This window comes from Sporosarcina koreensis (assembly GCF_001531445.1).
GTDB classification, from domain to species: domain Bacteria; phylum Bacillota; class Bacilli; order Bacillales_A; family Planococcaceae; genus Sporosarcina; species Sporosarcina koreensis_C.
In genome coordinates this window covers 1-13,643 of record NZ_LQYA01000109.1, presented here as the reverse complement: position 1 = coordinate 13,643, position 13,643 = coordinate 1, and the positions used below count along the sequence as shown (strand labels likewise).

The 13,643-nt window shown below is 43.8% G+C and carries 11 protein-coding genes; 5 read left to right on the top strand and 6 right to left on the bottom strand.

Annotation, left to right across the window (positions count from 1 at the left end; genetic code table 11):
- Positions 1-192 precede the first annotated feature (192 nt).
- The 4 genes from AWV70_RS12575 to AWV70_RS12560 all read left to right on the top strand — a co-directional run bounded on the left by AWV70_RS12575 (position 193) and on the right by AWV70_RS12560 (position 5,158).
- A complete protein-coding gene (locus AWV70_RS12575) occupies positions 193-1,281 on the top strand; it encodes an endospore germination permease (RefSeq protein ID WP_060207573.1) in 1,089 nt (362 codons plus the stop codon).
- Positions 1,282-1,307: 26 nt separating this feature from the next.
- A complete protein-coding gene (locus AWV70_RS12570; protein WP_082713605.1) occupies positions 1,308-2,768 on the top strand; it encodes a spore germination protein in 1,461 nt (486 codons plus the stop codon).
- Positions 2,761-3,915 (top strand): Ger(x)C family spore germination protein, encoded by a 1,155-nt coding sequence (locus AWV70_RS12565; RefSeq protein WP_060207570.1) that lies wholly within the window; start codon positions 2,761-2,763, stop codon positions 3,913-3,915. Before AWV70_RS12570 ends, AWV70_RS12565 begins: the two co-directional genes overlap by 8 nt.
- 373 nt (positions 3,916-4,288) lie before the next feature.
- Positions 4,289-5,158, top strand: a complete 870-nt coding sequence (locus AWV70_RS12560) for a YitT family protein (RefSeq protein WP_060207568.1) — start codon at positions 4,289-4,291, stop codon at positions 5,156-5,158.
- Between the two features lie 169 nt (positions 5,159-5,327).
- Here AWV70_RS12560 and AWV70_RS12555 read toward each other — a convergent pair whose 3' ends face one another.
- The 3 genes from AWV70_RS12555 to AWV70_RS12545 form a co-directional block, all read right to left on the bottom strand.
- A complete protein-coding gene (locus tag AWV70_RS12555; RefSeq protein WP_060207566.1) occupies positions 5,328-5,816 on the bottom strand; it encodes a hypothetical protein in 489 nt (162 codons plus the stop codon).
- A 336-nt stretch (positions 5,817-6,152) separates the two neighbouring features.
- Entirely contained in the window at positions 6,153-7,790 is a 1,638-nt protein-coding gene (locus tag AWV70_RS12550; protein WP_060207564.1) for an SWIM zinc finger family protein, read from the bottom strand.
- A 251-nt stretch (positions 7,791-8,041) separates the two neighbouring features.
- Positions 8,042-8,305 carry an excalibur calcium-binding domain-containing protein gene (locus tag AWV70_RS12545; RefSeq protein ID WP_060207562.1) on the bottom strand — a complete coding sequence of 88 codons (264 nt, stop codon included), beginning with the start codon at positions 8,303-8,305 and terminating at the stop codon, positions 8,042-8,044.
- A 253-nt stretch (positions 8,306-8,558) separates the two neighbouring features.
- Between AWV70_RS12545 and AWV70_RS12540 the strand changes: the two genes are divergently transcribed.
- A complete protein-coding gene (locus AWV70_RS12540; RefSeq protein ID WP_060207560.1) occupies positions 8,559-9,200 on the top strand; it encodes a metal-dependent hydrolase in 642 nt (213 codons plus the stop codon).
- A 202-nt stretch (positions 9,201-9,402) separates the two neighbouring features.
- On the opposite strand, the gene AWV70_RS12535 is transcribed toward AWV70_RS12540, so the two are convergent.
- The 3 genes from AWV70_RS12535 to AWV70_RS12525 form a co-directional block, all read right to left on the bottom strand.
- A complete protein-coding gene (locus tag AWV70_RS12535) occupies positions 9,403-10,944 on the bottom strand; it encodes a class I adenylate-forming enzyme family protein (protein ID WP_060207558.1) in 1,542 nt (513 codons plus the stop codon).
- A 238-nt stretch (positions 10,945-11,182) separates the two neighbouring features.
- Positions 11,183-11,779, bottom strand: coding sequence for a class D sortase (locus tag AWV70_RS12530; protein WP_060207556.1), 597 nt, complete (start codon positions 11,777-11,779; stop codon positions 11,183-11,185).
- A gap of 16 nt (positions 11,780-11,795) precedes the next feature.
- On the bottom strand, positions 11,796-13,469 hold the full coding sequence (locus AWV70_RS12525) for a hypothetical protein (protein WP_060207554.1): 1,674 nt from the start codon (positions 13,467-13,469) through the stop codon (positions 11,796-11,798).
- Between the last annotated feature and the right edge of the window lie 174 nt (positions 13,470-13,643).

Sequence of the window (13,643 nt, the reverse complement as noted above, 5' to 3'; positions counted from 1 at the left end):
CGTCTTAACGCATCAAGGTACTATTAAAATCTAATCAACTAGCTATTTTGGTAGACTCTACAAATCCGCTTATTCAATTGTAGTGAATAAACTGAATCGTGCGCTGCACAGGCACCGTAATTTAAGATTCACTTATAATCTGCCCCGTTCATGTCAAGACTACGCAATATCATTAAGGCGGGAGTTTTCGGTATGAATAAGGCTGGTTCAATTAGTATTCTGCATGTAATTTTTTTATCAATGACGGTCATCGGACTGAAAAATCACGTGACCATTATTCCATCGCTATTGATTCATGCTGGACGGGATGCGTGGATATCTGTTTTCATTGCGGCAGTGACGATGATTCCATGGCTTTTTCTGCTCGTCTACATTCATCGCAGCTCAAAGCAGGTTTCACTCACGGATTGGCTGCAAACAAAGATCGGCAAAGTTCCGACCGCCATTTTCCGGTATGTCACAGCTATGTTCCTCCTATTGATGGCTGTCTTTACAATGGGGGAGACTTTGCAGTGGATCACGTCAACATTCTTACCTGAATCCCCCTTAGTTCTTATGGTAATCATTTACTCAATTTTATGTATCTTCCTTGCCACCACAAATCTGCAAACGATTGTAATGGTAAACGTTGTTGTCTTATTTTGGGTAGTTGTCCTCGGGTTCTTTGTCGCCATCACAAATATACAAGTGAAGGATTATTCATTATTGAGACCTTTCTTAGAGCATGGGTTTACACCAGTCATTACTTCAACAGTCTATCCGGCATCCGGATTCGTTGAACTTCTGTTAATCCTTTTTATCCAGCAAAATGTGAAGGGACAGTTTCGTTGGTATCATTATGCAATTATGCTCTTTATCCTGCACAGTTTGACGATGGGTCCACTTGTCGGAGCCATTACAGAATTCGGGCCTCATGAAGCAGCAAAGCAAAGATATCCTGCATATGAGGAATGGGGGCTTGTTTCCATAGGAAGATTCATTCAACACCTTGATTTCTTGTCCATTTACCAATGGTTGACAGGTGCCTTCATACGAGTTTCATTCATCCTGTATATTGTCACGGATTTATTGCAATTGAAAGGTGATCGTGTTCGTACATGGAAAATACTTGGTCCCGCATTCCTATTCATGAGTTTGGCACTCTTTCTTATAGATGATCATATTTTCCTTAAAATAAAAGGCGATTATTTATTGATCGCAACGTTCTTCTTCATGCTATTGCTGACGTCCTTCTTGACAATCATGGCGTTCATTAAAAAAGGAGCGGCAAAAGAAATATAAATCTTAACTAGAAGATGGTGAGCGCAATGCAATCGTCTCATAACGAAATGGACAGCACATCCTTACGGCAATTATTTCAGAAGTCGGCAGATATTCATTTTCAAAATTACACATTCAATGGCCACTCAGTTCTCTTCATTACATGTGAAGCGATGATCGACCAACAATTATTACAAGAAGTCATTGTGCCACGTGTTAATCATTTCGTCAGCAACTTGAAGAATAAACCAACCGAAACAATGATCGAATCGAAATTGCAAATTCCAGATTTGCTAGCAGGACATGACTTGGAAAAAATTATTCCCCTCGTTTATACAGGGCATGTCCTCTTATACTTTGAGGATTCCGGACTTCTCTTCACAAGCAATATCGCAAAAAAACCGAATCGCAATCCAGAGGAAACGCGATTGGAAGTGCCTGTCAAAGGTCCTCGGGACAATTTCATCGAAGACGTCTCTGTCAATATCGCCTTAATGCGGAAAAGACTGCCGACAAACTCCTTATGTGTGGAAAAATTCGAATTGGGGAGACGCTCCAAAACAACTGTCGCCCTTTTATATTTTGATGACATCGCGGATAAAGAGATTCTGCACAGTTTAAGGAAACAGATACAGAAAGTAGATATCGACATTGTGATCAGTCCTACACTTCTCATGGAACTTATGAATAAAAGCTCCAAACTTTTCCCGAGGATTGATTACACTGGACGCCCGGATAATGCCGTTCAATCGCTTGTAAGAGGCCGATTCCTAATATTAGTTGACGGGGCTGCATACGGCGTCGTTTTGCCAGTCAATCTGTTTTTGCTTATAAAGACCGGAGAGGATAATGAAACACCCGTCATCTATGGCTCCATCCAACGTTTAATGCGCATCTTCGGGTTATCTTTCGGCTTGACATTGCCAGCATTTTGGCTTGCTTTGACGACCTATCACCAGAATCAGCTCCCGGTACAATTATTGGCAACAGTTGTACAAGCGAATACAGGGCTTCCGCTCCCGTCGGCCATGGAAATGCTGCTCATGCTGCTCATGTTCGAATTGTTTCGGGAAGCCGGTTTGCGCCTGCCGACTGCGTTAGGTGGAACGATCGGCGTTGTCGGCGGTTTAATCATAGGAGATGCCGCCATTCGTGCAGGTATTACAAGTCCTGCGATGATTGTCGTTATCGCCATTTCAACAATTGCTACATTTACATTAGTCAACCAATCACTTGTGAACGCGGTAAGTGTTTTACGCATCGCCTTCATCTTCCTCACCGCGCTTTTAGGCTTGTTCGGCCTTCTTATGTCTGTGTTCGTTACGCTTGTCTACTTATCAAATATAAGGACTTTCGGCGTTCCGTATATGAACATTTCGACTGACTTAAGCTTTAAGACGATCATGGAATCTATCTTCCGACTGCCCCAGGATTTTTACAAAACACGGCCCAATATGTTGAACCCGTCAGACCAAACACGTATGAAGAAGGTGGATAAGGATGAATAAAAAATTGATTGGCTTCATGGTAGTCATACTAGCGATATTCCCCTTATCTAGTTGTTGGGACAATAATGAACCTGAAATGATGCTGTATATCAATGGGATCGGCATCGATTATAAAAACGGTCAATACGAGCTATACGCCCAAATTATTAATTTTGCAAATACGGCAAAATCTGAGCAACCCACAAATAATGAAACGATACAAGCCGAGGTCGGTCATGCTTCCGGAAGAACATTGGATGAAGCAGTTTTCCAGTTGTATCATACTGTCGATCAAAAAGTTTTTTGGGGGCATTTATCCTACTTGGTCTTTTCAGAGGAAGCATTGAAAGAAACGAAATTAAGTCCGGTCATCGATCTTTTTATCCGTTACAGGGAAACACGCTATCAAATATGGTTATACGCAACAAAAGATCCGGTTGAAGAAATTCTATTATTGAGGCCCGTCATCAACAAAGCCATTACGTTGTCAAAGTTAGGAGACCCAGAAAACTCCTACAAACAAGAGTCATTCATTAAACCCACCAATATCCGTGAATTGCTGATTCAAGTAAACGAACCCAACCATGAAGCTTTGATTCCACTTATTACGATTAAAGACAATTGGAAATCCATTAATGAAACGATAAAAGCTCCCTATTTGGCCGGTGCAGGACTCGTTACGCCGAATGGCTTTAAAGGGTTCATCGAAGGAGATAAAGCAAGAGGGATCAGATGGATGTTGAATGATACTGTGAGAACGGAAATCACAATTCAAACGGAAAGCGAAAATCATCTCTCTCTTGTCATAGAGAACGTAAAAGTGAAAGTCAAACCTGTCATTATAAACGGAACAGCTAAGTTCGACATTAACGTTTACGTCGACGGCACTGTCGATATCATTACCGATTCGGTAACACCTGAAGAAATTGAAAAACTGGTGAAGGAGGAAATGGAAAAACAAATTCTCGAAACCTACGAGGAAGCGTTAAAAATGGATGCCGATATCTTTCGTCTATCGGAGCAATTGTATCGAACGAACGTAAAAGAATGGAAGCGACTTCACAAAGACGGGAAAATTGAACTGGCCGATGATACGATCCGAAACATCGACGTAACGATCGAGAAACTTTACTCCAAACGAAAAACCTATGAACAAACAATTGACTAATTTTGTGGGTGCTTATGCATGGCACATTTATGACAATTCAATCTGGAGCATAAATAAACAAAAGGGGGGTCTGCTAAATGCTGTATTTGCAGACTTCCCTTTTCCTATCTATTCAATTGCCGTGAATAAACTGAATTGTTTTGGCGCCTGTGCAAGCTGCGTTGTTAAAAACTCTCATTTTTGTATCAATATACACAACTATTGCATACAAAGGCCATTCTGACCATATCACGCTATCTTTTTTAATTCAATTGTAGTTAATAAACTGAATTGTACGCTGCACAGGCACCGATTTTATCTCAAGGGATATGAACTGACAAGCTCGGGAAAGTAAGTGTAAAATAAACTAAACTGATTAAAAGAGGAACTTTATATGCCCAAAACACAACAAAAAGTAGTTATATGGAAATTAATTGGTCGCGGCGCTGGAGTTATATTCGGTGCAATTATAGCGGCTTACGGATTAGAGTCTGTGCTCATTCCGAACCAAGTTTCAGATGGAGGCGTGACAGGTCTTAGTATCGTTGGATCACAATTATTCGGTTTTCCATTAGGACTGCTCATCGCTCTTTTAAATATCCCTTTTGTATTTTTAGGTTACAAGCAGATCGGAAAAAGCTTTGCCCTCTACTCAGTTCTAGGGATTGCTACACTGGCTATCAGCACAAGCTTGATGCACCATGTCCCGACGATTATTCATGGTGATACGCTATTAATTACAGTCGTCGGGGGCATTATCCTTGGCTTCGGAATGGGGTTAGCGTTGCGGAATGGCGGTGCGCTTGACGGAATTGATATGCTGGCCGTCTTGCTCTCCCGCAGAATGCCATTCGGTACAAGTGACCTCATCCTATTTTTGAATGTATTCGTTTTTGCCATTGTCTCGACTGTTTTCGGGCTCCAAGGAGCTTTCTTATCCGCAATTGCTTACTACATTGCCACGAAAGTGATTAGCATTGTAGAAGAAGGACTAAGCGGTTCGAAGATGTATAAAATCATTACAAGCGAGCCAGAGGATATGGTGGAAACTATCCGCGACCGTCTTGGCCGCAGTTCGACGTACAACATAGTCCAAGGTGCATATTCCAGTGAACAGTTCAAGGAAATCACATGCATCATCAACCGTCTAGAAGATAGTAAGATGAAGGAAATTATCCTTGAAATCGATCCTTCAGCGTTTGTCGCTGTTTATGAAGTTGCCGAAGTGCGAGGAGGTAATTTCAGTAAGCGCAACATCCATTAACACTTGCTTGGGTGCCTGTGCAACCTACATTTATGACAATTCACAAATACTCATATCAATACAACGGAAAGCCGGTCAATTGTAACTCTTAGGCCGGCTTTCCGTTTTCACTTTATGCAATTGTAGTTAATTAACTATTAGTTTGCTGCACAGGCACATGAAATGTATATTAACAGAGCACGATTACCTTATGTGGCGTTGTTTGTGCGGGAATGCTGCGTGTAGTGTTGCTATACACGACAATCAGTTCACGGTTTGACGGCCTGCCCGTAAATGACTGTCCATTTTCGAGCAAAATCGGCGTGCTTCGATTTATATTCAATTTCAAACTGCCATCACTGCTCACTAACTGATGGTCGAAAAAATCCACTTTCACAAACTGGCCGGATTTCTCTTTTGCCATGACAATCGCCCGGAATTGTGGAGGATAAATAAAAGGGGCAGGCGCATCGGCATCATAAAATCCCGTAACGATATCCCCAACCCTCACCAAAACATGATCGACAAAATATGTGCCCGGCTCGATGATGAAATTAACGACTGAACCTTCCCGATCTGCTACCATAAATATTTTATAGCAACCCGATCCCGAATTGTTCTGCTGCACCGAAAAGTCATTAATCTCCATTACCCTGCCGGTGAAAGATTTAAAATTCATCCGCATACCTCCATTGTGAAAAAGCTCGCCTTATAGACTATGCGGCGAACAGTTTGGGTGTTCAGCATATGTATGAATATTAATAATTATCTTCATCCTGGTAAAATTCCACAAACAAATATGGCTGTAGAAATGGTCGCGCAGCTAAAACTGCACCCACGAATTGTGCGGGTGCCTGTGCATGGTACAATTATGACAATTCATACTTTTGTATATAAATGCAAAAGGAAGCCGATGAAATATTGATTTAATCAGCTTCTCCTCTTTCCAATATACAATTGCAGTGAATCATCTGAATTGCGTGTTGAACAGGCACCGCAATAACCCAAGGTATCCCTATAGCTTACCGAGTTCATCTAAAAAAGCGGGACGGTTTTTATAGGTTTGTTTCAGCTCTTCTGCTAAATTCATTTGCACTTCTTGTCCGGCAACTTTTCGGTAGCGCTTCAATGCTTGGCACACTTCCTTGTATTGCTTCCGGTTAAATGCATTTTCCGCCTTCTCTTTCACATGACGTCCGAATAACTGAATCGCCTCTTCACCATAAGAAACCATCAAGTATTGCAAATATCGTTCAATCAATGAAGTATTTTCACGTACATATTCTAGTATGGCATCTACGTCGTTTTCAGCCTCAATAAGCTGGACATACATCCTGAAATTCTTTTCGGCCAATTCCAGCTTCACTTCTTCATAAAATGCTGTCTCCTCTGAGGCAAGCTCCTTCAACTCCCAATAGTACTCAAAATCCCCGCCTATCAGAATTTCACGTCCGATCTTCATTTGCTCTTCATAAGATTCTAATTGTTTATATGCCTTATAGCGCCATTTCTTCCAACGCGCAACCAAACCTAGATAGTCCTTGTCCAACCTTTCCCCTTCTGACGCCAATGACAACACATTTTCATAGTTGCCTTCCTCCATTTCATATTGCATCAACCGCTTCCGAAATGAAGGGTAGTTTATATTTTCCTGTAGAAACTGTCTCGCTTCCTCTGTCGTGCCATGTGTTTCAATGATGTCATACAACAAGTTGTGGATCTGTTCATTTGCATACTGGCCATAATGATTTGCAGACGAATTCTTTATCAATGATTCCAATTCATTTATCAACGTCTTACGCATCTCTTCATTACCCGCAAACGCCAAACAGATGCCGAGCACGTCAATTCGAAAGTCATCCCATCCTTCAAATATGTCGGACTTCGATAAATGAATGAGCTTTTCCATCAACTCGAATTGTTCATCTACATCTAGCGTCGCGCCTGCAATCGTATGGATCATTGCTATCGTTTCATCTAGTAAACCGCCGATATCACCGTTCGAGTCATCCGCGTATTGAAAGGCTCTCATTCCTTCACGCAACAGCAGCTCTGCAATTTCAAAGGATACCAAAGGATCATTCAATTTTTCTATTTTATGGAGCACTGAGGACAATTCTTCCGTAAAGTCGCCAACATATTTATATGTAATGAACCCTTCTCTGCCAATATATTTCTTGGTAATCGAGTCCATCAACATCTTGCAATGAGCAATTTCCTGCTGCTCATCATCGTAGATGTAGTAGTTGAAAAGCAATTCATTATGTAAAACCGGGTAATTGTCCGCCAAGTCAATCAGTATAGCAATCAACTTTTCTTTGGGCAGATTTTCAAGGACTGCCTTTACATCCAGTTGACCGGCTTCCTCGGAAAAATCATTATCCTTCAGTCTGTCAATCAATTCGTAGTAAACAGCAACCTCATGTTTACAAACTGGACCCATCGTAAATGGACAATCACAATAAGACGAAAGGATATTGCCCTCTTCATCAAGCTGGACAGCAATCTCATACACGTCCGCCCCCTTTACCACCGCCGTGTATCTACCGCTTCCCTGACGTACAAGATCAGCAACGAAATCTGCTTCATAATATTCAAAACCGCGATCGACGATAGTGGAACTTACTAGCTCTTCAAAATTGTAAAGATTCATCGCACTTCCCCCTCTTTATCCGATGCGCACTCTTCTACACTCTATAATACGACACCTCCCCGATAACCTTCCATTAAATTGCGTGGGTGCCTGTGCACGGTGCATTTATGACAACTCATCCATCGGTATATAAATGAGAAGGGAAGCTAATAAAATGAGATTTGATCGGCTTCCCGATTTTTTAATATACAATTGTAGCGAATAAACTGAATAATACGCTGTACAGGCACCAGTTTGGGGGCTGTGAGGTTTCATCGTTCACATGCAATTCCATCCTTGTCGCGGTCCATCTTTGTGTGCAATTTGTAGATTTCAGCTGAAACGAAAGGCTTGTACTTTGTTTTCCCACCAACATTTTGGACTTTAGAATTTTTAGCGACGCCGCCTGGATATGTTTTATTCAACTCTGTACAATTTTTAAACTTGGCAGGGGCTGCGTTAGCTGAGTGGATTGGCATTGCGAACATAAGGAAAGCAATGGACAATGTAATAAATCCCGTCAAAACTCTTCTCATCTGTATCACTCCAATATTCGATTATTTGTAAATAATTGTAACACAAACTCTCAACTAAGCTATTACTATTTTATCAGCTCATCAAATATAGATTTCAATACCTTCCTTATTACCAATATACCTACTAAGCCAGCCACTCTGTAAGTCCTCCATTCAGCCGCACTAAGACAACCAAGTGCTAACATCCGCCCATTGCCTTCCACCTACCCAATAAGAGATAATAAGAAGATTACACAACAAGAGAGGTATACAGATGAAAGGAAGTTCACACGCAGCAATCGGCGTCGCCGTAGGGACAATAGCAGGATATCAGGTGCATCCTGATCTATATACAGTTGCGATCGCCGCTTTGGTTGGCGGTGTGTCAGCACTTGTCCCCGACTTGGACACGAACGGTCTGGCAAGCAACCGGATCACTATTTCAAAAAAAGTTACACAATGGCTGATGCAGCTCGTTGGCGCAGGCATTTTCGTCGCAATCGTATACCAGTATTTCACGAAAGGTTTTACCCCCTCCATTCTCATATACGCGGGAATCGGCTTGCTCTTTTTCATCGTATCGCGCTTTATTACACAAAGAAGAATGTTGACGCTCACCGGCTTTATGGTGATGTGGCTAGGAATTGTGATGCATCAATCGATCGGCGTCATGTTAGCCGGGAGCTATATCATCATCGCATCGTTCCTGCCACACCGATCCTACACCCATTCGCTGATCGGGCTCGTTTTTTACGCGTTCATTTTGAATCAATTACAGCAGGACTGGCAGATTGACGTTTTGCTTATTGCAGGGATAGCCGGGTACGCCAGCCACCTGATTGCGGACATGAAGGTTTTTCCAATGAATCGGCGAGGCGTAAAGTGGTTCGCACCGCTTTGGAATAAGGAATGGTAAACATAAACGTTGGCATTTCAATCCGTACACTTAAATTGTGTCAGTGCCTGTGCAAGGAACATTTATGACAATTCAGCTTTATGTTTTAAAATACAAAGGGAAGTCAATCAGAAAGGATTTCTGGAAGACTTCCCTTTTTACATTATACAATTGTAGTGAGTAAACTGAATTGTTCATCGCACAGGCATCCAAACAATTCAGTTTATTTTTCCACTGTCACCATCTCCCGAATCTTATATTTCAACAGTTTACCTTGTAAGCTACGCGGGAGTTCATCCAAAAAATCGACAGATCTTGGTTTTTTATAGTCGGCGAGTTTGCCTTCACAAAAGTCGATGATCTCCTTTGCGTCTGCTTCCTCCCCTTCCCGAAGGACAACGATCGCTTTCACTGCCTCTCCCCATTTTTCATCCGGCACGCCAATTATCGCAACGTCTGCTATTTTCGGATGACGGTGAAGGACACCTTCGATTTCTGCCGGATAGACGTTCAACGCCCCTGACAAAATCATATCCTGTTTCCGGTCGACGATAGAATAAAATCCGTCCTCATCCTGAACGCCCATATCACCGAGACCAAGCCATTCACCATTGAACGCTTCGGCTGTCGCTTCCGGGTTCTTATAATATTCATCGCAAAGGGTCAGACCCTTCACCAAGAACTCACCCGGTTGTCCCGGTGGCACTTCATTCCCCACGGCATCGACAAGCTTCACTTCCATCCCTAACATCGGTACGCCGACGGAGCGATCTTTCACTTCCTGGTACTCCGGGAATAAATTCGTCGATCCTCCATGCTCAGTTGCACCGTAAAACTCATTAAGTTCGGCCTCTTTAAAGAAAGTCATCACCTTTTCTTTCGTGCTGGAGTGTAGGGGCGCGCCAACCGAGAACAACCCTTTCATCGAACTGACATCATACTTGTTTCGCATTTCCTCTGGCAAAGCAAAAATCGCATCAAACATAGGCGGAGCCATGAATGAAGTCGTCGTTTTCTCCTTATCAATCGCTTCCAATACTTCGACAGGATGAAATTTCGGCAAAATATGCAAAGGATTGCCAACAAAAAGATTCGGAATGGAAGTCGATAGCGCAGCGGCGCCGTACAACGGACCGGAAACCAATCCTTTCCCGTTCCGTCCAATCCCAAATTCAATGCTAAACAGCAACGCGACAAGATACATGCTCCGATGCGAGCGCACCGCCCCCTTCGGATGACCCGTCGTCCCTCCTGTATACATGATGCAAACCGTATCGTGCTCTCCCATTTCATATTCGATGAGCGGTTCCCCTGTGGAATGAAGAGCGATCCAATCTTCATATTCGAAGGACGCCACTTCCCCATGGCTCCCAACCGATACGTACAGCTGCACATCCTGCACGCAATCCTTAATAGAAGAAACTTCCTTATTGAACTCGTAGCCATAGATCAAAGCAACCGCCTCGGAATTTTTAAGCACATGCTCAATTTCAGGCCCGACAAATCTGGAATTAATCGGAACGAAAACCGCCCCAATCTTTGCACAGGCGAACATGATTTCAAAGAGCTCGTTGCAATTCAACAACATGAACGCAACCTTATCCCCCTTCTCAATCCCTGCCCCAAGCAACGAGTGCGCCACCCGGTTAATGCGTTCATTGAATTCGCGATAGCTAAATCTCTTACCCATGTACGACAGCGCTTCCTTTTCCCCATAACGGATTGCATTCAATTTAATCGGATCTGCAAACAGCATATGTTGCATCCTAATCCCCCATTTCCTAATCATGTATTACAATAGTGACTACTTCGCCGTATATTACGGAAATCCTCTTTTAATTGCACCGGTGCCTGTGCAAGGCGCATTTATGACAATTCATAACCGGACATAAAAATACAAAGGGAAGTCAACCAAATATTGTATTGGTCGACTTCCCTTCATCGCAATATACAATCGTAGTTAATAAACTGAATTATTCACCGCACAGGCACCCAAACAGGTCTCACTCCACCCTCTCTCCCTGCACGACGAGCCTGTATTCGTTGGAATACGCAGGGTAGCAGGTGATGAGGGACATGAGCGCTTTTCCATCCATCGGCTCCAGTACCTCGACTTCATGCGGCTTGACGATTTTAATTTCAAAAACCTTGAATGCCAATTCTTCGTCAGCCGTTTGGAATGTGAAATTCGTGCCGACTTCGATTTCATGCAGGCGATTGAAATACTTGCCGAAGATATGGGCCTGGTGCCCGGCGATGGCGTAGCTTCCGTCCATTTCGCCGGGGAGGTCCATGTTCTCGATGGCACCGAGGGATTGGTTGAGCGTTTCCGAATCGGCACCGTAGAGGACTGGTGCTTCCAAGTCAATCGCAGGAATCGATAAAATACCTTCCATTCCGGCTATGCTGTCAGAAGCGGCCGCCTTTTCCGCTGTCTCAGGCAGCAAAGTTGTCTCCTCCGTAGCCTGTATAGAGCGGAAAGCCTCAATCAATTCCTGCTGGCGCCCATCACTTTTCGCATTTCCATTCACGAGCCAGACCGATAGCATGACGCCGGATATAATGAGTAGCAATCCAAGCCAATTTAACGTCCGCTTCATTTGCCATTCACCACTTTCATGCTGCCAAACGAGTCGACTTTCCCACTCTCATCATGGCTAGACCTGCTATAACTAAGACTAGCGCAAGGAATGCCAGCCGTTTACCGTCCCAAAATCCGCCCGTTTTTGGCAATGAAGAACGTGGATCCACATTGTTCATGGCGAGGCTGTTCATTCTACCGGATTGTCCTGTGCCCAAGATAGCGGTTGTATCGGCGCTCCCGCTAAGTTCACCAGTTCGAAATCCTTCATCCGCGTTAAGATCACCGGACAAGCCATTCCCTTTTGCAGATTCCTGTTCCGGTTCATTCACGACATAGTCTCCGCCGGCATCGTTATTCGCCGTTCCATTCTCCTGATTGTCGACATCGCTTCCGGAATCTCCCGCATTTACATGCGGCGTTGTTGTTCCTTGATTCTCTTCATTTCCATCTGCTGTGGCGTCATCAGTACTTTCCGGAGAAGTCGGCAAATCGACATTTACGTCAGGGACCAGTGTATTTTCTGTATTTTCTCCAGTTCCGTCGTCATTCCCTTCATCCGTGGACGGAGGTACTACAATCGTCGGAACGTCCGTCTGCGCAACTGGAGTAAATTGCTCTCTTTTCAACACGTCCACGGAAATTGCATCCATTCCCGGTAATCCCAGATCCAAGCTTGCGCCGCTTTCCGACACCCATTGCCCGTCCTCAGTGGCTGTTAACTCCCGAACGAGGACACCGATAGACGTATCTTCAAGCAACCCACCGTCTAGATTTGATTGAATCAAACCTGTGGATAACGACTTCCCATCTTCATCCGCTTCGCCATGTCTGTCCAACACGCCGACATGCGTTTCACCAAGCAATGGCAGGTCTTCCACATTCAATTCGACAAGGCCGCCGTCGAATGTATTCGACGTTCTATCGCGCAAACCTACGTCCACATTCAATTCCTCTGTCACCGGGGTTTCCAAATCAACGGATACAAGTGAAGCTTTTGTCCCCGTTTCTGCTTCCTCACGCTTCAGCACGGATACACCTAAGTCATCTAAAATCCCTTCGTCATCGTCGATGGAAACATCAACGACAGCAGAGCTCCCACGTGTTGCCCACCCGTCATCCCCTTTTTCCATCTCCAACACGTCGACAGAGACTTCATCAAGTAGCCCTTCATTGACATCTGTTTGAATCAAACCTGTGGATAACGACTTCCTGTCTTCATCCACTTCGACATATTTATCCAACACACCGACATGCGTTTCGCCGAGCAATGGCAGGTCTTCCGCATTTACTTCAACCACTCCGCCATCGAATGTACTTGACGTCTTTTCGCCAGAAACAACATCAACCAGCACATCATTCGTTAATGACGACTCCAATTCTACCGTCGCCACAGACGTCTTCGTTTCGGTTTTCTCCAAAACTGAAACATCCAAATCGTCCACTACGCCGCCACTTACTTCCACAGCAGCCAATGCTTCAGAAGCCTCAATTTCTGAAGTAGATGGAATATTTACGTTGATATCACCGACAATCGGCACATCCAGTATTTCTACATCAAGCACCGATGACTTGCCATCCTCTTTACTCAAAACATTCACATCAACTAGTAAACCTTCCTCTGATGCCCCGGCATTCAAAGGCGACAAAACAAGCGCAACTGATAGCCCAAACGTTACAACTCCAACACTTTTCAATAGATTTTTCATTTCGTTTCCTCTCCTTTTTTACTTTTTTGCTTGTAAAAAAGGAGTGGATTGGGGTGGTTGACCAGGCGGCGCGTGAACCCATTGGATTCTCATATGCTCGTCGGAATGGACCCATTGCCTGCCTGTCAAATTGCTTAATACCGCAAATCCATCAAATACTCCCGCCACGACATC

Bases quoted from the DNA above. Each gene is read 5' to 3' on its own strand.
- AWV70_RS12575 (WP_060207573.1), top strand. From the start codon at position 193: ATGAATAAGGCTGGTTCAATTAGTATTCTGCATGTAATTTTTTTATCA.
- AWV70_RS12570 (WP_082713605.1), top strand. From the start codon at position 1,308: ATGCAATCGTCTCATAACGAAATGGACAGCACATCCTTACGGCAATTA.
- AWV70_RS12565 (WP_060207570.1), top strand. From the start codon at position 2,761: ATGAATAAAAAATTGATTGGCTTCATGGTAGTCATACTAGCGATATTC.
- AWV70_RS12560 (WP_060207568.1), top strand. From the start codon at position 4,289: ATGCCCAAAACACAACAAAAAGTAGTTATATGGAAATTAATTGGTCGC.
- AWV70_RS12555 (WP_060207566.1), bottom strand. From the start codon at position 5,816: ATGAATTTTAAATCTTTCACCGGCAGGGTAATGGAGATTAATGACTTT.
- AWV70_RS12550 (WP_060207564.1), bottom strand. From the start codon at position 7,790: ATGAATCTTTACAATTTTGAAGAGCTAGTAAGTTCCACTATCGTCGAT.
- AWV70_RS12545 (WP_060207562.1), bottom strand. From the start codon at position 8,305: ATGAGAAGAGTTTTGACGGGATTTATTACATTGTCCATTGCTTTCCTT.
- AWV70_RS12540 (WP_060207560.1), top strand. From the start codon at position 8,559: ATGAAAGGAAGTTCACACGCAGCAATCGGCGTCGCCGTAGGGACAATA.
- AWV70_RS12535 (WP_060207558.1), bottom strand. From the start codon at position 10,944: ATGCAACATATGCTGTTTGCAGATCCGATTAAATTGAATGCAATCCGT.
- AWV70_RS12530 (WP_060207556.1), bottom strand. From the start codon at position 11,779: ATGAAGCGGACGTTAAATTGGCTTGGATTGCTACTCATTATATCCGGC.
- AWV70_RS12525 (WP_060207554.1), bottom strand. From the start codon at position 13,469: ATGAAAAATCTATTGAAAAGTGTTGGAGTTGTAACGTTTGGGCTATCA.